Origin of the sequence: Neobacillus cucumis, assembly GCF_002860255.1 — a bacterium.
GTDB lineage: Bacteria > Bacillota > Bacilli > Bacillales > Cytobacillaceae > Neobacillus > Neobacillus cucumis_A.
Genome location: NZ_PGVE01000050.1, coordinates 53,692 through 76,269, shown reverse-complemented (window position 1 = coordinate 76,269; position 22,578 = coordinate 53,692). Strand labels below are relative to the sequence as shown.

The following is a 22,578-nucleotide window of genomic DNA, read 5'->3' as shown; positions in this document are numbered from 1 at the left end:
CAAACACAGTTCATTCACCTCGAGTTTTAGTCCATAACATTCTAATTATAGTATAGGTGAAAACCCCCGTCAAAACCAAATTGAGGGAGAATATTTTTAATAAGAAAAGCGCAAGCGCCTTGATCAACCCCGACAAGCATAAGACGAGCCGGCCGAAAGGTTGCATTTTAACCTTTTGGACGGATTGGCTGTAGACCATCGAGGGGCTAGGCACTGGAGCTAGACAATTCTCAAAGTCGAAAATTTTTATACTTTCTTATCTTAAAATAAAAAACATGCCCTAAAAATCAGAGCATGTTATCTGCGGTCTTCCTTGACCTTTACGTCTATATTATAACGCGGGAGTGCACGAACAAGGTCACGATGGAGACGGGCCTCTGCATCGTTTCTCTCTTGATCAGTAAGCGTCCCTTGTTTATAAACAGTCACCCTCATTCGGTCACCGTTAATCCAAATAGAATCCGTGTTAAATCCCTTTGTGCCGGCAATTACCTGTTTCGCCTTGTTTATATCATTGCCATGATTATTCGCACCTGCTTCACCGCCGCTGCCCGTATGCTTTAAATCAAGGAAATTCGGGTTTTGATTAGTGATATCATCTTCAACCTTATGCTGTTTGTTCTTGCCCCGATCACTCATACTATTAACGCCATCCCCATCGTTACCACGTATGGACATTTGGTTTTGGTTTGAAGTATCGTTACGGAGGTTATTCGCCCCACGATCGTTTTGACCCTGACAGCCGCCTACAAGCAGCAAAAACATGATACTCGCGAGAGACATCCACTTTTTCCGCATTATTACACCTCCCACTACTATCATGCCCGGCTCTAAGATGTTTTAAGCGAAAGAAATCACTCTAAGCCATTTTTCATTTTGACTCGGTAAGACAAGCATTCCGCTGAAACCAACCAAGACCTCCCACTCCAGGAAACCCAAAAAACTGCCTGAGAAACAACTCCCAGACAGTGTTAACGGTGACAGGCACCAATTATAATATTTGAACGTTGATTACTACGTTTTCTAAGTATGGCACCGCGGGCTCTTTCCACTTCATCGGTACCCCTCACCAGCATCACTTCTATTTAGCGTGTTGTCACTGGTGATGTTTTTGGGACTTCGTGATGATGGCGGCAGCGTGGCTCGTAGGCCTCTGCTGCTCCTACCAAGATAACTGGATCATGGTAAGATGCCGGACGGCCGTCAATTAACCGCTGCGTTCTGCTCGATGGAGATCCGCACACGGTACAAACCGCTTGCAGCTTCGTAACTGATTCAGCCACGGCCATCAAAGCTGGCATCTGACCAAATGGCTCGCCACGGAAATCCATATCTAAGCCAGCACATATAACGCGGTGACCACTGTCAGCTAACTGCTGAACCACCCGGACAATTCCTTCATCAAAAAACTGAACTTCATCTATCGCAATAATATCGATATCCGACTCGACATGATGCAAAATCTCGATAGAATGGGAAATTGGCTTCGCATGAAAAGAAGTGCCATTATGGGAAACAACAGATTGCTCACTGTAGCGATTATCAATTTTCGGCTTAAAAACAACTATATTTTGTTTTGCAAACTGAGCCCGCCTAACCCGACGAATCAATTCCTCTGATTTTCCAGAAAACATACTGCCACAGATAACCTCAACCCATCCGCTTTGCTTCATTAAATACATAAACGGCGTCTCCTTCCTATAACGAACCCTGTAACGATCTATATGGTATATTGTAAGTTGAATTTTCAACTATATTTAAGTATTTTGCCTGCGAATCTATGTCAATACTCTAATTTTTTTCAATAAAAAACAGGCAAGTCAGAATTTCTCTTGCCTGTTCTTGAGCAACATTATTTTTGCTTAAGGCCGTATTTTTTGTTGAAACGGTCAACACGTCCGCCAGCTTCAGCGAATTTTTGACGACCAGTATAGAATGGATGACATTCTGAACAAGTTTCAACACGAATTTCGTTCTTAACGGAACCAGTTTCAAACGTATTACCGCATGCACAAGTCACCGTTACCATTTTATAATTTGGATGAATTCCTGCTTTCATTCTTTTCATCTCCTTCCGCCCTGAATCATTCGAAACAGAGTTATATGAATGCCTGCCTTTTTAAGACAAGCATGAAATACTAAAAACACACTGCACCCATTATAACAAGGGAAACTCATTTTTGCAAGCTGGGATTTCTTGGACTTTTCTTATACACTATTAAATTTGGTTATTGATTTCCGCTCCAGGCGCTCAGCAAACCCGCGGGCGTGCCGGGGAGCCTCCTCGGCGCTTTGCGCCTGTGGGGTCTCCCCAGCCCCGTACTCCCGCAGGAGTCGAGCGCCTTCCGCCCCAATCAACAGATCCTTTTCTTAAAAAGAAACCTAACTTCCGCCCTCTATTTGGCCTGCGCACATCAACATTCGCCTACGATCGGCGTGATTTCAACTCTTCGCCTAACTGAGCGAAAAACTCTTCGTTCGACTTTGTCTGACGTAATTTTTTCAAGAAGCGTTCCGCAAAATCAGGTGAATCTGACATGGATTTACGAATCGCCCATAACTTATCCAAATGATCCTTCGGAATAAGAAGTTCTTCCTTACGGGTACCAGAACGGCGGATATCAAGCGCAGGGAAAATACGGCGCTCGGCCAGCTGACGGTCCAGGTGCAATTCCATATTACCTGTTCCTTTGAATTCCTCATAAATGACATCATCCATACGTGAACCCGTATCAACAAGTGCCGTAGCAAGAATTGTTAAGCTTCCGCCCTCTTCGATATTACGGGCAGCCCCGAAGAAACGCTTCGGACGATGGAACGCCGCCGGGTCAATACCACCAGAAAGTGTACGGCCGCTTGGCGGAATGACCAGGTTGTATGCACGAGCCAAACGAGTAATACTATCCATCAAAATAACAACATCGCGCTTATGCTCCACCAAACGCATAGCACGGTCAAGTACAAGCTCAGCCACTTTAATATGATTCTCAGGCACCTCATCAAATGTGGAGCTAACGACATCCCCCGCCACAGAGCGTTCAATATCAGTTACCTCTTCCGGACGCTCATCAATTAGCAGCACGATTAATTCCACGTCTGGATGATTGGTTGTAATGCTGTTGGCAATTTCCTTTAACAGCATCGTTTTACCAGCCTTTGGAGGCGCCACGATGAGACCGCGCTGTCCAAAACCGACAGGTGCCACAACATCCATAATCCTCGTAGACAAATGCTTCGGTGTCGTTTCCAGCTTCATTTGGCGGTTAGGATAAAGCGGGGTTAGCGCTGGGAAGTAGACACGTTCTTTTGCTGATTCCGGGTCTTCCCCATTGACCGCTTCTACATGAAGCAGCCCATAATAGCGTTCGTTTTCTTTTGGAGGCCGAACCTTACCGGACACCTTGTCCCCATTACGAAGATCAAAACGGCGGATTTGCGATGCGGAAATATAAATATCCTCTGAGCTTGGCGAATAATTGATTGGACGTAAAAATCCGAAGCCCTCTGATTGAATAATCTCGAGTACACCTTCCATGAAGAAAAAGCCCTGCTGTTCGGCACGAGATTTTAAAATTGCAAAAATTAGTTCTTTTTTCGTTAATTTGCTGTAATAGGTTACTTTATATTCGCGAGCAAGCTCATAAAGCTCCTTCAGCTTCATATTCTCTAAACTTGAAATTGTTAATTCCATTTGTACACCACTCTTTAAAATTTTTCCAGCAAATCCGCCTCGAATGCAGCGGGAGATTGTCCAGTTAGATAATATTAGAAATTAGAGGAATTGAAATAGAAGTAGAAAAAGAAATGAATAGGTTTGCAGAAAATATGCATAATAAAAACAATTACTATTTTACCCTCTGTACAAAAAATTAATCAACTAAAATTTATTTATCCCATTAAAGGGAAATATTTCTAAAGTCAATTAATTAAATGAAGAGACTAGATGCAAAAATCTAGCCTCTCCATTGGTGCTGTCACTATTAATACTATCTGCACATTATTATTGGTGCCTGACACCATTTATTGCATATTACTGATGTTTATGTGTTTTTAAGGTGTTCGAGCTCTTCTTTTGTCAGTGCTTCCCGCCAAACTGTGGCTCCGAGACCGTTTAGTTTTTCAACTAAATTACTGTAACCACGGTCAATATGCTCAAGACCCGTTACTTCGGTAATCCCTTCGGCTAGGAGACCCGCAATCACAAGGGCTGCTCCGGCACGCAGGTCGCTCGCCTTCACTTTTGCCCCCTGCAGCTGCACAGGACCATTGATAATCGCAGAACGACCTTCCACCTTAATATTTGCGTTCATTCTTCTTAGTTCATCGATATGTTTAAAACGGGCACCATAAATCGTATCGGTGACCACGCTTGAACCCGAGGATTTTGTTAAAAGAGTCGTAAATGGCTGCTGAAGATCGGTTGGGAAACCCGGATATACAAGCGTTTTGATATCAACCGCTTTCAAATTCACCGAGCCATCCACAAACACTTGGTCATCACCAGTCTCCACACGCACGCCCATTTCTCGGAGTTTGGCAATCAAGGATTCTAGATGCTGCGGGATCACGTTGTCCACCAAAATTCCTTCGCCGACAGCGGCCCCTAAAATCATATAGGTCCCAGCTTCAATCCGATCGGGAATAATGGTATGCCTGCAGCCATGCAATGTTTCAACCCCATCAATCCGAATGACGTCCGTGCCGGCTCCTTTGATTTTTGCCCCCATGTTAGTTAACAAGGTAGCCACATCAATAATTTCCGGCTCTTTTGCAGCATTTTCGATGATTGTCCGTCCTTTAGCGCGTACTGCTGCCAGCATAATATTAATGGTTGCCCCTACACTGACCACATCGAGATAAATCCGCGCGCCCCGAAGTTCGTCTGCACGCAAATAAATCGCACCTTGTTCGTTCGTAATCTGAGCGCCCAGTGCTTCAAAGCCTTTAATATGCTGGTCAATCGGTCTTGGGCCGAGATGGCAGCCTCCTGGCAGGCCAATAACCGCCTTCTTAAACCGCCCTAGCATCGCCCCCATTAAATAATAGGAAGCACGCAGTTTCTTTACCTTTCCGTTTGGCAGCGGCATGGAAATCATGGTTGAAGGGTCAACCGTCATCTCCTCGTCAGTTATTACAACATTTCCGCCAATTTCCTCGAGCAAATCCTTTAGTATTTCCACATCAGAAATATGCGGCAATCCTTCTATTGTTACGGGTGATTCTGCTAAAATCGTAGCCGGAATTAAGGCAACGGCACTATTTTTTGCTCCACTGATGCGAACTGTTCCTTTTAACGGATAACCGCCCGCAATTTTAAGTTTTTCCATTAATTGACTCCCTTCTAAGCCCACGAAAGGTCGTGAATGGTTGTCAGCACTGGACTTTTATTTGAGTGTAAGCACATCTTAAGCTCTAGAAACTAAATCAAACGCGCTTAAACTTTATTTAAAAAAGACCACGAGTACCCAGCGAGGCTATAGGTATATTTTTCCAACACAAAAAGTCAAATTCCGACAGCTTGTCTATCATTAGTTTACACGAAAATTCCAATTTCATGTATTCATAATAAAAAAATTTATAGTGCTTTGTCCAGCGGCCGTAAGTGCAATGTTTTTGTTATGAGAAAAAAGAGAGTGTCCCCAATGGAAATATTAAGTGTTTGTGCGGTTGTTCGCTTATTCGACTAAATTTTCAGACTACTATTCCCAAACATAAACCGCCCTTAAAGAAGGACGGTTTTCAGTTTTATAATGAATTCACTTAAATTATGCTCTGCCTGAAGAACCGAATTCACGCATTTTGCCGATAACAGTTGTTTTGATCGCATCGCGAGCTGGACCAAGGTATTTACGTGGATCGTACTCTTCTGGTTTTGCCGCTAATACTTCACGAACTGTTTTGGCAGAAGCGATTTGGTTTTCAGTGTTTACGTTGATTTTTGCAGTTCCAAGAGAAACAGAACGCTGGATATCTTTTGTTGGGATACCAGTACCACCGTGTAGTACTAACGGCATGCCAGTAAGGTTTCCAATTTCTTCCATTTCTTTGAAACCAAGATTTGGTTCACCTTTATAAGGACCGTGTACAGAACCTAATGCAGGAGCTAAGCAGTCGATACCTGTACGTTTTACCAACTCAACACACTCGTTAGGGTCAGCATAGATAATGCTTCCAGAAACGTCATCTTCTTGTCCGCCAACAGTTCCTAGTTCAGCTTCAACTGAAACACCTTTTGAATGAGCGTAATCTACTACTTTTTTAGTAGTTTCTACGTTTTCTTCAAATGGGTGGTGAGAAGCGTCAATCATTACTGATGTGAAACCAGCATCGATTGCTTCTTTACATTTTTCAAAGCTTGAACCGTGGTCAAGGTGAATAGCTACAGGAACAGTTACTTTTAAGTCTTCCATTAAGCCTTCAACCATTTTTACAACAGTTTTGAAGCCTGACATATAGCGTGCAGCACCTTCAGATACACCAAGGATAACTGGTGAGTTCTCTTCTTGTGCAGCTTGAAGGATTGCTTGTGTAAATTCTAAGTTATTTAAGTTGAATTGACCTACAGCGTAGCCTTCCGCTTTCGCCTTGTTAAGCATGTCTGTCATTGATACTAAAGGCATTTCTCTTCCTCCTTAAGTTAGGTTGATATCATTTTAACCAGGGTCTTCCCTAACAGGTTTTCCCTTTGATTTGGTGATTATGTATAAATCGAAAATGATATACAGCCTGTTAAAAGTTCATATGTATCATAACAAAAGAAAAGAGGAAATGCCATAATTCGAGCATGTTTTTTCAAACTGTCACAATGAAAGCGCACCCATTGGTAATTCTAGGTTTCCTGACTTTACTTTCGGGAAAAATTCAACATTTTAGTTCGTTTTTTGCGGTATATGTTTGCGAACAGCCGCACGGATATCGTCAATATCGAATGGCTTGGCAAAATGAGTAAGGGCACCAAGGTCTTTGGCTTCTTGAATCATATCCAATTCACCATAGGCGGTCATGATGATGACGCGAATCTCTGGATCGATAACTTTCATTCGTTTTAAAATTTCGATACCGTCCATACCCGGAATTTTCATATCCAAAAGGACAAGATCCGGATGATGCTTTGTCACAATCTCAAGTGCTTGAACTCCATTTGCCGCTTGAAAGGTTTGATACCCTTCTTTTTGGAACACTTCATTCAGCAAGATGCGAATGCCAAACTGATCGTCGACAATTAAAATTTTCTCTTTCATAAACTCCACCTCTTCCTTGGCTTTTTATGTTGTAGTTTTCTTTTACTTGTTATAGTTCGACTTAGGGAAATAAATATCCTTCTTAAAGTTTTGTTATTTTGCAATTGTTTTGGGTTAAGTTTAGAAAAAGCTTATAATAGATGGGAAATAAGGAGGTTTACTATGTTAAAAATGTTTACCACCCAATTAACGGGTGTTTTAAAAAGAATAGAGGAAAAAGAAGAGTTCTCTTTTGAGGATGGCGCCCGCCTGCTTGCTCAAGGCCCTGTTGGTGATGGTACGATCTATATCTACGGCTCACAGGAAATGAAGGCGGTAGAATTTGAAGCTGTAGACGGTGCAGAGCCGCTGCGTGGAGCTAAGGTGTTAACCGATGGCCATATCGAAGCGCTCACTGATGCCGACCGTGTGCTCCTGTTTACCAGGTTTGCGAATGATGCCCCTGCACTTGAACTGGCACAACGGCTGCGTGAAAAAATGATTTCCTTTGTAGCTGTTTCTACGGTGGCAGAGCCGAGTGAGGGAGATTTATCCCAATTAGCGGATGTACATTTCGATTTACGGTTAAAAAAAGGATTGCTTCCAGATGATATCGGAAATCGCTATGGCTATCCTTCTGCGATCGCCGCATTGTTTGTGTTTCATGGCTTAAAATTTACAATCGATGAGATTTTAGCGGAATATGAAGAATAGGACAGGGCCTTGCTGGGCCCTGTTTTTTAATGGTGGTTTTTTTAATGGCAGCTCTTTTTAATGGTGCCTCCTTTATATGGTGCCTGTCACCTTTAATAACCGAACAATCATGTAAATAGTGGAAATGGTGACAGGCACCACAAAAAACCAGTCCCCTCCAACGGGGACTGGTTTAAAAAAATTAATATTTTTGAATAGAAGCTTTAATAAAATCATGGAACAAGGCTTGAGGCCGTGTTGGTCTTGACACAAATTCAGGGTGGAATTGTGACGCCACAAACCATGGGTGATCTTTCAATTCAATGATTTCTACTAAACGGCCATTAGGGCTTGTTCCTGAGAAAACAAATCCTTTTGCTTCCATTTCTTGGCGATAGAAATTGTTAAACTCATAACGGTGACGGTGGCGCTCGTATACGACTTCATCATCATACGCTTCAAACGCCTTTGTTCCTTCCGCAAGACGGCAAGGGTATAGGCCAAGACGTAACGTACCGCCAATATCCTCCACATCCTTCTGCTCTGGAAGAAGGTCGATGATTGGATGTTTCGTTTCAGGTACAAATTCTGCCGAATGCGCATCAGCATAGCCTAATACGTTACGGGCAAATTCAATCGTGGCCAGCTGCATACCTAAACAAATGCCAAGGAATGGCTTCTTGTTCTCACGAGCGTAGCGGGTTGCTTCAATCTTCCCTTCCACACCGCGGTCTCCGAAGCCGCCTGGGACTAACACACCATCCACATCATCAAGAAGCTCGGCCACATTTTCACGTGTCACATGTTCAGAGTTAATCCATTTGATCTCAACATCTGTATCAAACGCATAACCAGCATGCTTCATTGCTTCAACAACAGAAATATAAGCATCCTGAAGTTCTACGTATTTACCAACAAGACCGATTTTCACTTTACCAGAAAGGTTTAGAACGCGCTCAACAAGTTCCTTCCATTCCGTCATTTCCGCTTCCTTCGTATCTAATTCCAAGTGATCGCAAACAATCTGGTCCATGTTTTGCTCTTGAAGGGCAAGTGGAATGGAATAAAGGGTATCCGCATCACGGCATTCGATTACCGCTTTCGCATCAATATCACAGAATAACGCAAGTTTATCCTTCATATCTTGTGAAACTGGCATTTCGGTACGTACAACAATAATATTTGGCTGAATACCAAGGCTGCGAAGCTCTTTCACACTATGCTGGGTTGGCTTCGTCTTCATTTCACCTGCTGCTTTAATGTAAGGAATCAGTGTACAGTGAATGTACATGACGTTTTTGCTGCCAAGGTCGCTTTTAATTTGACGAATCGCTTCTAAGAACGGCAATGATTCGATATCTCCAACGGTACCGCCGATTTCAGTAATAACGACATCCGCGTTGGTCTCTTTTGCTGCACGGAAGCAGCGATCTTTAATTTCATTCGTAATGTGTGGAATAACCTGTACAGTCGCACCTAAATAATCACCACGGCGCTCTTTGCGTAACACTGTGGAATAGATTTTACCTGTTGTTACGTTAGAGTACTTGTTTAGATTAATATCAATGAAGCGCTCATAGTGACCAAGGTCCAAATCCGTTTCGGCGCCATCATCGGTAACGAATACTTCACCATGCTGATAAGGGCTCATGGTTCCTGGGTCCACGTTAATGTACGGGTCAAATTTTTGAATCGTTACATTTAAACCTCGATTTTTCAATAAACGCCCTAAGGAAGCAGCGGTAATCCCTTTTCCAAGTGATGAGACCACACCACCAGTTACAAAAATATACTTTGTCATAAAGTAGTCCTCCTCGATTACAGTTTGTGCATTATTCAGGTTGTTTAAGGATATTTTTTTAAAAAATTATTTCCCTATTGCTCCAAAAACGAAAAAACTCCTAGTATAGTTTGGGAGTTTTTTTAAAAATAAAATAAAAAGCGCTCCTTCTCGCGGCTTGCGAGGGGAGCGCATATTAGTTATATTGAATCGTCCTTTTAAAAGGAGCCCAAAAAAGATAATACAGGTGCTCGGATAAAAAGTCAAGCCGTTTACCAAACTCAAAAAAAGTGGTAAACGGCTTGATTTAAATTAGGCTTACAAGTCTTCGTCTTCTTCCAAATCGTCGAATTCTTCGTCTTCCTCTTCATCTTCGTCTTCATCGTCCAGATCTTCATCCAGAACTTCATCTTCATCAAGTTCGAATTCATCCTCGTCCTCTTCGTCAAGGACATCATCGTCGTCGTCAAATTCATCGACATCATCAAGGTCGTCCAGATCTTCATCTTCATCATCCAGAAGATCATCTTCATCATCGAAGTCATCCAGATCATCATAATCTTCATCTTCAATGTCATCGAAATCTTCAAGTTCGTCTTCGTCAACAACCTTCTTCGCCTTTTTCTTCTTCGGTTTAATAGCTGTGATAACCTCTTCTTCAGCCGTATCCACTGGATACCAGAAGCGAAGGCCCCAGCGGTTTTCTCCTAATGAGAGAAAGCGCCCGTCAATGTTGATATCTGTATAAAATTGTGCCAGGCGAGAACGAATTTCTTCGTCAGATATTCCAGCCGCCGCTTTAATCTCGTTCACCAAATCATGAAAGGAGATTGGCTGCTTGCTATTTTTTAAATATTCATAAGCCATTTCCATGAGGGATAATTCCTGCAATTCCTCTTTTGAGTATTGTGCTAAACTCACTATTGGCACTTCCTTTCTCTATTTCAAACTCTTAACATTCGAGTCATTCAGGACAGTTAGGATTCTATGTATGAAAAAATAATTTGTTAACTGTCTACTGCGGACGTTATAGTATCTGCACTTCTAAATTTTTGCATATTCTTCATTATAAACAAATTCTTGGTGTTTATGCTAGTGCAAGAAGATAGTTTCACTTGATTTTTTGCAGAGCGAATAATCACCGCTCTTTAGATTTGTCTCTCTTAAGCTTTTTCATCTCCTTAATGGAGATATACAAAAAGAAGATTGCCAAGAGCAGAAAAGAGACAGCGCCCAACTGGAGCTCATAAAGATAGTACAAGGGCCAGGAGAAAATAATTAATATAATTACAATGTAACTAACCTTCATTGGACACACCTGCCTGTAAAAACATCTAAGTTGGAATGCTAGTTTGATTATATAAGATACGAGAAAAATTTGATATCAATAACAAAATAATATTTTACCACAAAAATAGACACAACCTAAAAGGCAAGGCACCATGTGAAAACTTCACATGGTGCCTGTCACCGTTTATTCAGGCGCTTCCGCCTTTCGATTTACATATTGCGACGATACTGTCCTCCAACCTCATATAGTGCCCTTGTTATTTGCCCGAGGCTGGCGACTTGGACGGTTTCCATTAGTTCGGCGAAAATGTTGCCGTTGTTCACGGCGGCAGCTTTTAAGCGGTGTAAGGCCGCCGCAGTGTTCACCGCATGCTTTTCCTGGAAGGCCCGCAAATTATGAATCTGCAATTCCTTCTCCTCTTTCGTTGCCCGCGCCAGCTCCATATTATTCACTTCTTCTAAGGACGGCGGATTTGGGTTCAAATACGTATTCACCCCAATAATTGGCAGTTCACCCGTATGCTTCTTCATTTCATAATACATCGACTCATCCTGAATCTTCCCGCGCTGATACTGCGTCTCCATCGACCCCAGCACCCCGCCGCGGTCATTCAATCGGTCAAATTCCTGAAGCACCGCTTCCTCCACCAAATCCGTCAACTCTTCCACCATAAACGAACCCTGTAATGGATTCTCATTCTTCGTTAACCCGTGCTCCTTCGTAATAATCATCTGAATGGCCATCGCCCTGCGAACCGATTCCTCCGTCGGTGTTGTAATCGCCTCATCATAGGCATTCGTATGAAGGGAATTACAGTTATCATGCAGGGCCATCAGTGCCTGCAGTGTCGTCCGGATATCATTAAAATCAATTTCCTGGGCATGCAGTGACCGCCCTGAGGTCTGAACATGATACTTCAGCTTTTGGCTGCGCTCATTCGCCCCATACTTATCCCGCATCACCGTTGCCCAAATCCTTCGCGCCACTCGGCCAATCACCGTATACTCTGGATCCAGGCCATTTGAGAAAAAGAACGATAAGTTCGGCGCAAAATCATCAATCTTCATGCCGCGGCTCAAATAGTACTCCACATACGTAAAGCCATTGGAAAGTGTAAATGCCAGCTGCGAAATCGGATTCGCACCAGCTTCGGCAATATGATACCCGCTAATCGACACCGAATAATAATTACGAACTTGGTGATCGATGAAATATTGCTGAATATCCCCCATCATCCTTAGTGCAAATTCCGTTGAAAAAATACACGTATTTTGTCCCTGATCTTCTTTTAAAATATCGGCCTGGACTGTACCGCGCACCGTCCGTAACGTATAGGCGCGAACCTCAGCGAACTCCTCCACCGTAAGCGTACGGCCAAGCTCTGATTCCTTCTTCTGCACCTGCTGATCAATGGCCGTATTCATGAACATCGCCAAAATAATCGGTGCCGGCCCATTTATTGTCATCGAGACAGACGTTGATGGGTGGCACAAATCAAAACCGGCATACAGCTTTTTCATATCATCCAGCGTACAAACACTGACCCCGCTCTCGCCCACCTTCCCAAAAATATCTGGGCGGTAATCCGGATCCTCCCCATACAAAGTCACCGAATCAAAGGCTGTACTTAAACGCTTCGCGGCATCATCCTTCGATAGATAGTGGAAGCGGCGATTCGTTCGTTCTGGTGTTCCCTCACCGGCAAACTGACGTTTTGGATCCTCACCCTCCCGCTTGAACGGAAACACTCCTGCCGTATACGGGAACGAACCCGGCACATTCTCCCGATACACCCATCGCAAAATCTCACCATAATCTTTATATTTAGGCAGCACCACTTTCGGAATATCGAGCCCAGATAAACTTTTCGTCTTTAACACCGTGATAATCTCTTTATCCCGAATACGCGTTACAAATTTTTCACCAGCATAAGTAGACTTTGTCTGTTCCCACGCCGCGAGAATTTTCCGTGATTCCACCGTCAATAACGCTTCTGTCTCCTGCTTCACAACCTCTAAAGCAGCCACTACCTCCGGCTGATCGCGAACGGCATCGATCGCCCCCTCGAGCTGGAATAATTTCCGGGCAAATTTAGCCTGCTCTTCTGCCTTGCGGTGGTACCCGCGCACCGTCTCTGTTATTTCCCGTAAATAATAACGCCGGTCCGCCGGAATGATGACATTTTGCTTCTCAACCACCGCCTTCTTGCTAAATGACGTCACCCACTCGGTATCCGCTTTTTCATTAATCACTTCCACTAATGCCGCAAACAAGGCATTTGTCCCCGGGTCATTAAACTGGCTGGCAATCGTGCCGTACACCGGCATCTCGTCCAGGTCTTTTTCAAACAGCATATGGTTGCGCTGGTACTGCTTTTGTACCTGGCGCTTCGCATCCTCGGAGCCCTTGCGCTCAAACTTATTGATCACAATTAAGTCCGCAAAATCGAGCATATCTATTTTTTCTAACTGGGACGGGGCCCCGAACTCACTCGTCATCACATACATAGACACATCGCAGATCTCGGTGATTTCAGCATCTCCCTGGCCGATCCCGCTCGTCTCTACAAGCACAAGGTCAAAACCGGCCGCCTTTGTGACCGCGACCGCATCCTTAATCGCCAGCGATAATTCATTTTTCGAAGACCGTGTCGCGAGACTGCGCATGTAAACATTAGGCGAGAAGATCGCATTCATACGAATCCGGTCACCCAGCAGAGCACCGCCCGTTTTTTGTTTGGTCGGATCTACAGAAAGAATCGCCACCTTCTTCCCAGGAAACTCATTAATATAACGGCGAATGAGCTCATCGGTTAACGAACTTTTTCCGGCACCACCCGTTCCCGTAATCCCGACAACAGGAATCCCCTTCTCAAGTGACTTTACTTGTTCGAGCACCTGTTCAGCTGCAGCCGCAGCCTCGTTCCCTTTATCCACATGAAGCTCTGCCAACGTAATCAGCTTAGCAATGGCATTCACATCACCCGTCGGCAGTTTAACAATCTGCTCGCTTATATCGTCCGTCACCGTTGAAAAATCACATTCCTGGATCATCCAATCGATCATGCCCTGAAGTCCAAGCGTCCGACCATCCTCCGGTGAAAACAGACGGGCAATCCCGTAGGCGTGCAGCTCATCAATTTCCCGCGGGATAATCACCCCGCCGCCGCCGCCGTAAATTCGAATATGCGGCGCACCCTTTTCCTTTAATAAATCATACATATACTTAAAGTACTCCACGTGCCCGCCTTGATACGAAGAAATCGCAATCCCCTGAACATCCTCCTGAATTGCTGCATTCACCACCTCTTCAACCGAACGGTTATGGCCAAGGTGAATGACCTCCGCCCCGCTCGCCTGAAGAATCCGTCTCATAATATTAATCGAAGCATCATGACCGTCAAACAGGCTCGAAGCCGTCACAAACCGGATATGATGCCGCGGCTGATATTTCCCCATCGTACTCCCCCTTTTGGAAAGGCTATTTCCGCATAAATTGTTGTTTTTCGTAAGTTCTCCGACCCGAATAACTATATGCATCCATCGTGGCATCTTTTCGTAAGAACATTTGCGAAAATTGCCCGGGAACTTAGTACATGTTCCTTTACAAGGTCCTAAAGCAACAAAGTTTACGAAAAGAGCCTTTGGAAAAATGAACCTAATCTTGTACGCGCGTCTTTACCCTTTTTCCGGAACAGCTACTGCGCCCGAGACCCGGCCCTGGACCCCCGATAATAAAATCTCTGTCTGCATTTCAATATACTCCTCGAGCGTAAACAGCCTTCTAAGTGCCCAGCGGCGGAATCCCCACATCTGCCCCTGGACAAAAATGTTATGGGCGATCAATTCAATCTGTTTTTCCGATAGTGTCAGCTCCCCGTTCTCGACACATCGGGTCAACAGTTCCTCAAACATCGCGACCATTTCCATTTCTTTTTTGAGTACATACGGCAGAGCGTCCTTGGACAGTGACTTCACTTCCTGATACATGACCAATACTTCTGCCTGCATCTCATCCATCACCTGAAAAAAGTCGGCAATCCCATGCTTTAAGCTGTCGAGTGTCCCTTTTTCTACCGCGAGGTCCTCCTGAAGCCGTTCACTTACATGGTCATAAATGCTGTCGCAGACAAGATAAAGGACGTCTTCCTTTGTGCGAATATATTCATAGAGGGTGCCAATGCTAAATCCAGCAGCTTTGGCGATCTCCCTCGTCGTTGTCCGGTGAAACCCCTTTTGTTTAAAAAGCGCTACAGCCCCTTTAATCATTTGATCACGTCTTTTTTGCACCAGACGCTCATCCTTGACAGAGGCTTGAACCTCTCTTTTTTCCATTCCCTGCTACCGCCTTTATTTTGTTATCATTCTCGAGATTACAAGCCGTTGAATTTCCTGTGTTCCCTCATAAATCTGCGTGATTTTTGCATCACGCATGAAGCGTTCAACTGGATAATCCTTTGTATAGCCATAACCGCCGAAGACTTGCACTGCTTCCGTTGTCACCTTCATAGCCGTATCGCCCGCAAATAGTTTCGACATCGCTGACTCTTTACCATATGGCAGGCCATTGGACTCGAGCCAGGCAGCTTGATAGGTTAGTAGTCTTGACGCTTCTATATTGGTCGCCATATCGGCCAGCTTAAAAGAAATGCCTTGGTTAGCAACAATCGGTTTCCCAAATTGCTGCCGTTCGCGCGCATAATCAACCGCCGCATCAAGGGCGCCCTGAGCAATCCCGACGGCTTGAGCGGCAATGCCGTTACGGCCGCCATCGAGTGTCATCATCGCAATTTTAAAACCTTCCCCTTCGGCGCCTAACCGGTTTTTTATAGGAACCTTGCAATCTTCAAAAATAATTTCCGTTGTTGGCGAGGAACGAATCCCTAGTTTCTTTTCTTTTTTCCCAACAGAGAAACCTGGGAAGTCGCTTTCCACAATAAAGGCGGTCGTTCCTTTCTGCTTGCTCGATGGATCCGTTAAGGCAAAAACCACATAAATATCGGCGACACCGCCGTTTGTAATAAAGATTTTTGAACCGTTTAACACGTAATGATCGCCTTCTAAACGGGCAGTCGTTCTCATACCGCCGGCGTCCGAACCGCTGCCGGGCTCTGTTAAGCCATACGCACCGATTTTTGTCCCTTCTGCCATGGGACGCAAAAAGGTTTGTTTTTGCTCTTCGCTGCCAAATTTGTAAATCGGCCAGCCTGCGAGCGAGGTGTGGGCGGATAAAAGCACGCCTGTTGAAGCGTCCACGCGGGATAGCTCTTCAACAGCGATACAGTAAGCAAGAAAGTCGCTGCCAATGCCGCCGTACTCTTCTGGCCACGGAATCCCGGTTAAACCGAGCTCCGCCATCTTATCAAAAATCTCCCGGTCGAAGCGTTCCTCCTCATCGCGCTCTGCCGCGGTCGGCGCCACCTCGTTCCGCGCGAAATCCCGAACCATTTTTCGAATCATTTCATGCTCTTCGGACAATTTAAATTGCATTTTCATGCCTCCTCCCCCCAATTGGGGGCTTTATTCACAAAAGTTTTGATATATTAACAAAAAGTGCGGACATATTAACAAAATTTTGATTTTATTAACAAAAAAACGGATGATATGAACAAATTTTTAGTTTTATTAACCTCTTTACAGATGCTTACTAATCACAATCCGCTGTATCTCGCTCGTCCCCTCATAAATTTCCGTTACCTTAGCATCGCGGAAATAGCGCTCGACCGGATAGTGTTCTGTATAACCATAACCGCCAAATACTTGTATGGCTTCCGTTGCAGCTTCTACCGCTGTCCGTGTTGTAAACAGCTTCGCCATCGATGCCTCTTGCGTGCATTTTAAGCCCTTACTCCGCAAATCTGCTGCACGATAGACTAATAATTTTGCTGCCTCCACGCTTGTCGCCATATCCGCCAGCTTAAAGGCAATCCCTTGCTGAGCGGCAATCGGTTTGCCAAATTGATGACGTTCCTTGGCGTAGGCGGTTGCCGCTTCTAAGGAGGCTTCCGCTATCCCAAGAGCCTGGGTGGCAATCCCAATCCGGCCAACATCGAGATTAGCCATCGCAATTCGAAAGCCCTCGCCTTCTTTTCCAAGCATGTTTTCTGCAGGAACGTGCATATCCTCAAAGGTTAGCTGCACCGTTCGCGAGCCATGTAAGCCCATTTTCTTTTCATCCTTGCCTACGATAAATCCAGGGGTGCCTTTTTCCACAATAAAGGCGGCAATCCCTTTTGTTCCAAGGGACGGATCAGTTGTAGCAAAGACAATATATACATCGGCCTCGCCGCCGTTCGTGATAAACACCTTTGAGCCATTTAACACGTAATGGTCACCTTTTTTTACTGCCCGTGTTTTTAAACTGGCTGCATCGGACCCTGAGCTTGGCTCGGTTAAGCAAAAGGCCCCCAAATACACGCCTGAGGCCAGCTTTGGTACATACTTTTGCTTTTGTTCTTCTGTCCCAAAATACAAAATCGGATTGGTACAAACGGACGTATGGACAGATAGGATGACACCGACTGCAGCGCTTACTTTTGAGAGCTCATGGATCGCGATAATATATGAGGTAAAATCCATCGCCGCACCGCCGTACTCTTCAGGTACGGGTATCCCCATTAAACCAAGCTCGCCCATTTTGCGAAGAATTCCCCGGGGAAATTCCCCTTTTTCCATATTTTTTATAAAGGGTGTGATTTCTTTTTCGGCAAAATCACGAACCATTTTCCGCATCATCTCTTGCTCTTCTGTAAATGTAAGATTCACCATCTATCTCCCCTTCCTGAGGATGAATATTTCGATGCTTTTGCCAGGGGAATCTTAGAGTATGTAAGGTTGGCGTCATCCACCTGGTTTATTATTCTATTCGTAGCTATAGAAGCCGCGCCCTGTTTTCTTTCCGAGCCAGCCGGCTTTTACATATTTGCGTAAAAGCGGACATGGGCGGTATTTATCATCACCAAACCCTTCATGAAGAGTTTCCATAATGTATAGGCATGTATCTAAGCCGATAAAATCGGCTAGGGTTAACGGTCCCATCGGATGATTCATTCCGAGTTTCATTACCTCATCAATGGCTTCTTTTGTGGCAACGCCCTCGTAAAGCGTGTAAATGGCTTCGTTAATCATCGGCATCAGGATGCGGTTGGAGACAAAGCCTGGAAAGTCATTGACCTCAACCGGCACCTTGCCTAATGTTTTGGTCATATCCTCAATTACTTGATAAACTTCATCAGCTGTTGCGAGACCGCGAATGATCTCAACGAGTTTCATAACAGGAACCGGATTCATGAAGTGCATGCCGATCACCTTTTCCGGACGCTTGGTGCTGGCGGCAATTTCTGTGATAGGCAGTGATGAGGTGTTGCTTGCTAAGATGGTGTGTTCTGGGGTAATTTGATCTAGTTGTGCAAAGATTTTTGTCTTAATTTCCATGTTTTCAATCGCGGCTTCAATGACGAGATCGACGCCGCTGGCATCATTTATGTTAGTTGAGGCAGTGAGTCTTGCTAATACTTCTTGCTTTTGTTCTTCGGTCATTCGGCCCTTGTCAACGCTGCGGGTGAGATTTTTCTGGATGACTCCTAATCCCCGTTCAACGAATTCTGGTTTTAAGTCATTCAGAATCACTTTGTATCCGGCTTGAGCGCAAACCTGGGCGATTCCCGAGCCCATTTGTCCTGCCCCAATGATCATAACCTTTGAAACATTCATGTTTTCCCCTCCGAATCTCTTTTTTTTTAAATGGTTCTGTTAAATTTAGCTGTTGATTTCCTCTCTAGGCGCTCAGCAAACCCGTGGGTTACATGTCGTTAACTGCAAGTTAAAAGCCAATATCCGCAAATGAATTCCACTTATTCGCAAATATTGGCCTCATGTCCCCAATTAATCTGTGTAACTTACGCTTTCGGCACCTCAATCATCACCGCATCGCCCTGGCCGCCGCCTGAGCAAATGGCAGCAATCCCTACTCCGCCGCCGCGGCGCTTCAATTCGTGCATCAACGTAATAATAATCCTCGCTCCGCTTGCGCCTATCGGATGCCCTAAGGCTACCGCACCGCCATTAACATTTACCTTTTCTGGGTCAAGTCCGGCAATTTTTCCGCTGGCTAAAGCGACAGCTGAGAAGGCTTCATTGATTTCAAATAAGTCAATCTCCTCTAAGCTTCGACCCGTTTTTCTTAACAGCTCATTAATCACCAATCCAGGTGTCTGCGGGAAATCCTTTGCTTCGACCGCAATAGCGGCATGGCCAAGGATTACAGCCCCCGCCTCTCGTCCTTCCCGCTCAGCACGCTCCTCACTCATTAACACAAGGGCAGCCGCACCGTCATTCACGCCTGGAGCATTCCCCGCCGTAATCGTGCCTGTTGAATTAAAGACAGGCGCTAATTTTGACAGACGTTCGATAGAGGTATCCTTCCGCGGCCCCTCATCAGCAGAAACCAATACCGGGTCGCCTTTACGCTGAGGCACCTCAACCGACACGATCTCCTCCGCTAACTTTCCGCTTTCAATAGCAGCAATCGCACGAGTATGGCTTCGAAGTGCCCATTCATCCTGGGCCTCACGTGAAATCTCCAGCTCTGCTGCCGTCTGATTCCCGTACGTGCCCATGTGCACCCCAGTAAACGTGCAGGTCAAGCCGTCATGAATCATTAAGTCCTTTACAGAGGAGTCACCCATTCTAAATCCCCAGCGTGCCTTTGGCAGAATATACGGAGCATTGCTCATCGATTCCATTCCGCCTGCCACAATTACCTCTTCATCACCCGCACGGATCATTTGATCCGCCAGAGTAACACTGCGCATGCCAGAAGCGCAAACCTTGTTAATGGTTTCAGTCTTCACTTCCCAAGGAAGGCCGGCATGACGTGCCGCCTGGCGGGATGGAATTTGCCCCTGTCCTCCTTGTAAAACGGACCCTAGAATAACCTCCTCTACCTCTTCTGGTTTCACGCCAGCACGAATAAGTGCTTCCTTTACAGCCATACCGCCAAGCTGTGAGGCACTAAAGCTGCTTAAATGTCCCCCTAGTTTTCCAAAAGGTGTTCGAACACCGCTTAAAATGACCGTTCTTCCCATATCAGATCTCTCCCTCATTCATTTTCATCACACTTTAGCCAGTTCCCCTCTACTAGCTGCGACTGAACGCTCGCTCGAAATGGAGCGAAAAATATAACGCAAGCTAGGCCCCACACACCTATGCCTACGTCTAATAAATCAATGAAAGCGTTTTAATCTATAAGTCTATTTTACATAAAAAAGAGCAAGAGTTGAATTATTTTACACAAAATTTTTAAAATTTTGATTTGTAAAACAATCCAACTCCTGTCAAAAATTAAGAAGCCTCTGCTTTTACTTCGCCGCATACCGCCTTTTCAAGCAGTTCAGCCACATCATAAGTAGCTACCTTTTCTTCTACTTCTTTTGCCTTCGTTCCATCTGACAGCATGGTTAAGCAGTATGGACAGCCAGAACTGATCACTGATGGGTTAACAGCAAGGGCCTGTTCTGTCCGGCTGACGTTAATGCGGTGACCCGTCTCCTCCTCCATCCACATCAAACCGCCGCCCGCGCCGCAGCACATTCCCTTTTCCCGGTTACGTTCCATTTCCACAAGCTTCACACCTGGAATGGATTTTAGAATCTCCCGCGGCGGATCGTATACTTCATTGTATCGTCCGAGATAGCAGGAATCATGGAACGTAATGGTTTCATTCACGTCATGTTTTGGAACAAGTCTTCCATCACGGACTAACCTGTAAAGAACTTCAGTATGATGGAATACTTCTGCCTCTAATCCAAAATCAGGATATTCATTTTTAAAGATATTATAGGCATGCGGGTCAATCGTAACGATTTTCTTCACACCGGCCTTTTCAAATTCTTCGATATTCTTCGTGGCAAGCTCTTGGAATAGGAATTCATTCCCTAATCGGCGCGGTGTATCACCTGAGTTCTTTTCCTTGTTGCCAAGTACGGCAAATTTCACCCCTGCTTCGTTCAAGAGCCTTGCGAAGGATAAAGCAATCTTTTGACTGCGGTTATCGTAAGATCCCATTGAACCAACCCAAAATAGGTATTCAAATTCCTCGCCAGCCTTGTTCATTTCCTTCACGGTTGGAATATGAACATCCCCCCGTACCTCGCGCCAGCTTTCGCGCTCTTTACGGTTCAAGCCCCACGGATTTCCTTGGCGCTCGATATTAGTCATGGCACGCTGGGCATCTGGGTTCATTTTTCCTTCTGTTAAAACTAAGAAGCGGCGAAGATCGATAATTTTGTCAACATGTTCGTTCATGACCGGACATTGATCTTCACAGTTGCGGCAGGTTGTACACGCCCAAATTTCCTCCTCGGTAATCACATCCCCGATCAAACTAGGGTTGTAGGCCACGGCAGCCGCAGATTCCTGTGCACCCTGTCCCTGTGCTGCAAGTGCAATCTGATTTCCTTTTGAATTTGCAAACGCAAATGTCGGCACCCATGGCTGCTTAGAAGTGACAGATGCCCCATAAAAAGTGAGATGGTCACGCATTTTCACGATTAAATCCATTGGCGACAGCATCTTCCCTGTACCAGTGGCCGGGCACATATTCGTACAGCGCCCGCATTCCACACAGGCGTAAAAATCGATCATTTGGTGCTGGGTAAAGTCTTCAATTTTTCCAACCCCAAACGATTCCTGTGATTCATCCTCGAAATCTACTTTTTTCAACTTACCCGGTTTATCCAGACGATTAAAATAGACGTTTGCCGGGCCGGCAATTAAGTGTGCATGCTTCGACTGCGGCACGTAAACCAAGAAGGTTAACAAGAACAATAGATGCGCCCACCATGCTATGTAGAAGATAACAACGGAGGCGGTTTCATTTATTCCTGAAAAAATAAGCGAAATAAGTGAAGCAACAGGTTCTGTCCACGAAGGGTCCTCACCATGCCAGATAAGACCCATTCCATTTCCCAGGAGAACAGACACCATTAATCCCCCAATAAACAACAAAACAAGCCCCGATTTAAAATTCCTTTTTAAACGAACTAATTTTTCAACATAACGGCGGTGAAATGCCCAAACTACCGCGACGAGAATCATTAGGGTGACAATTTCTTGAAAAAATGTAAACCCGGGATACAATGGCCCAAGCGGCAGATGTGTGCCTGGAACAAGCCCCTTCCAAATAAAATCAATGGCCCCAAATTGGACTAAAATAAAGCCATAAAAGAACATGACATGTATGGCACCGCTTTTTTTATCTTTAAGCAGCTTTTTCTGGCCAAACACATTGATCCAAATTTTCCTCAAACGTTCTTTCACATTGTTGTCAAACTCGACTTTCTTGCCCAGCTTAATAAATTCAATCCTTGTTTTGATCACATAAACAAACAGACTGATAGCGTAAGCGGTTACAACCAAAAACGCAATCAGATTCACCCATAAAAGACCCGTCAAGCAAAACGCCCCTTTCCTTGAATTCTCCCCTGTCGTTTGTTGAATTTTCTGAATTGTACCTACCTTTATTATAAAAATGAATGAGCATTCAGTCAAATCTTTTTTTAAAATTTGCCCAACTAATAGAAATAACCGCTCTGG

The 22,578-nt window shown here is 44.8% G+C and carries 17 protein-coding genes; 1 reads left to right on the top strand and 16 read right to left on the bottom strand.

The window, feature by feature from the left end:
* Positions 1-297: 297 nt before the first annotated feature.
* The 7 genes from CVD27_RS13280 to CVD27_RS13250 form a co-directional block, all read right to left on the bottom strand.
* Entirely contained in the window at positions 298-798 is a 501-nt protein-coding gene (locus tag CVD27_RS13280; protein ID WP_101648389.1) for a hypothetical protein, read from the bottom strand.
* Positions 799-1,085: 287 nt separating this feature from the next.
* On the bottom strand, positions 1,086-1,682 hold the full coding sequence (locus CVD27_RS13275; protein ID WP_101648388.1) for a thymidine kinase: 597 nt from the start codon (positions 1,680-1,682) through the stop codon (positions 1,086-1,088).
* Positions 1,683-1,852: 170 nt separating this feature from the next.
* Positions 1,853-2,059 carry a 50S ribosomal protein L31 gene (gene rpmE / locus CVD27_RS13270; RefSeq protein WP_101648387.1) on the bottom strand — a complete coding sequence of 69 codons (207 nt, stop codon included), beginning with the start codon at positions 2,057-2,059 and terminating at the stop codon, positions 1,853-1,855.
* A 366-nt stretch (positions 2,060-2,425) separates the two neighbouring features.
* Positions 2,426-3,691, bottom strand: a complete 1,266-nt coding sequence (gene rho, locus CVD27_RS13265; RefSeq protein ID WP_101648386.1) for a transcription termination factor Rho — start codon at positions 3,689-3,691, stop codon at positions 2,426-2,428.
* 349 nt (positions 3,692-4,040) lie between these two features.
* Positions 4,041-5,327, bottom strand: coding sequence for a UDP-N-acetylglucosamine 1-carboxyvinyltransferase (locus CVD27_RS13260; RefSeq protein ID WP_101648385.1), 1,287 nt, complete (start codon positions 5,325-5,327; stop codon positions 4,041-4,043).
* Positions 5,328-5,765: 438 nt separating this feature from the next.
* Positions 5,766-6,620 (bottom strand): class II fructose-bisphosphate aldolase, encoded by an 855-nt coding sequence (locus CVD27_RS13255; RefSeq protein ID WP_101648384.1) that lies wholly within the window; start codon positions 6,618-6,620, stop codon positions 5,766-5,768.
* Between the two features lie 249 nt (positions 6,621-6,869).
* Positions 6,870-7,241 (bottom strand): response regulator, encoded by a 372-nt coding sequence (locus CVD27_RS13250; RefSeq protein WP_101648383.1) that lies wholly within the window; start codon positions 7,239-7,241, stop codon positions 6,870-6,872.
* A 162-nt stretch (positions 7,242-7,403) separates the two neighbouring features.
* Between CVD27_RS13250 and CVD27_RS13245 the strand changes: the two genes are divergently transcribed.
* The gene (locus CVD27_RS13245) at positions 7,404-7,934 is read left to right on the top strand and encodes a DUF2529 domain-containing protein (protein WP_101648382.1); all 531 of its coding nucleotides are present in this window, start codon (positions 7,404-7,406) and stop codon (positions 7,932-7,934) included.
* A 181-nt stretch (positions 7,935-8,115) separates the two neighbouring features.
* Here CVD27_RS13245 and CVD27_RS13240 read toward each other — a convergent pair whose 3' ends face one another.
* The 9 genes from CVD27_RS13240 to CVD27_RS13200 form a co-directional block, all read right to left on the bottom strand.
* Positions 8,116-9,714 (bottom strand): CTP synthase, encoded by a 1,599-nt coding sequence (locus CVD27_RS13240; protein ID WP_101648381.1) that lies wholly within the window; start codon positions 9,712-9,714, stop codon positions 8,116-8,118.
* 297 nt (positions 9,715-10,011) lie between these two features.
* The gene (rpoE, locus tag CVD27_RS13235; protein WP_101648380.1) at positions 10,012-10,614 is read right to left on the bottom strand and encodes a DNA-directed RNA polymerase subunit delta; all 603 of its coding nucleotides are present in this window, start codon (positions 10,612-10,614) and stop codon (positions 10,012-10,014) included.
* Positions 10,615-11,193: 579 nt separating this feature from the next.
* Complete coding sequence (gene icmF / locus CVD27_RS13230) at positions 11,194-14,442, bottom strand: fused isobutyryl-CoA mutase/GTPase IcmF (RefSeq protein WP_101648379.1); 3,249 nt, start codon at positions 14,440-14,442, stop codon at positions 11,194-11,196.
* Between the two features lie 219 nt (positions 14,443-14,661).
* Positions 14,662-15,318: a TetR/AcrR family transcriptional regulator gene (locus tag CVD27_RS13225; RefSeq protein ID WP_101648378.1), complete on the bottom strand. Its 657-nt coding sequence runs from the start codon at positions 15,316-15,318 to the stop codon at positions 14,662-14,664.
* A 15-nt stretch (positions 15,319-15,333) separates the two neighbouring features.
* Complete coding sequence (locus tag CVD27_RS13220) at positions 15,334-16,473, bottom strand: acyl-CoA dehydrogenase (protein WP_101648377.1); 1,140 nt, start codon at positions 16,471-16,473, stop codon at positions 15,334-15,336.
* 144 nt (positions 16,474-16,617) lie between these two features.
* Positions 16,618-17,748, bottom strand: coding sequence for an acyl-CoA dehydrogenase (locus tag CVD27_RS13215; protein ID WP_101648394.1), 1,131 nt, complete (start codon positions 17,746-17,748; stop codon positions 16,618-16,620).
* Positions 17,749-17,844: 96 nt separating this feature from the next.
* Positions 17,845-18,696 carry a 3-hydroxybutyryl-CoA dehydrogenase gene (locus CVD27_RS13210; protein ID WP_101648376.1) on the bottom strand — a complete coding sequence of 284 codons (852 nt, stop codon included), beginning with the start codon at positions 18,694-18,696 and terminating at the stop codon, positions 17,845-17,847.
* Between the two features lie 185 nt (positions 18,697-18,881).
* Positions 18,882-20,069: an acetyl-CoA C-acetyltransferase gene (locus CVD27_RS13205; RefSeq protein WP_101648375.1), complete on the bottom strand. Its 1,188-nt coding sequence runs from the start codon at positions 20,067-20,069 to the stop codon at positions 18,882-18,884.
* A gap of 256 nt (positions 20,070-20,325) precedes the next feature.
* Complete coding sequence (locus CVD27_RS13200; protein WP_101648374.1) at positions 20,326-22,437, bottom strand: (Fe-S)-binding protein; 2,112 nt, start codon at positions 22,435-22,437, stop codon at positions 20,326-20,328.
* Between the last annotated feature and the right edge of the window lie 141 nt (positions 22,438-22,578).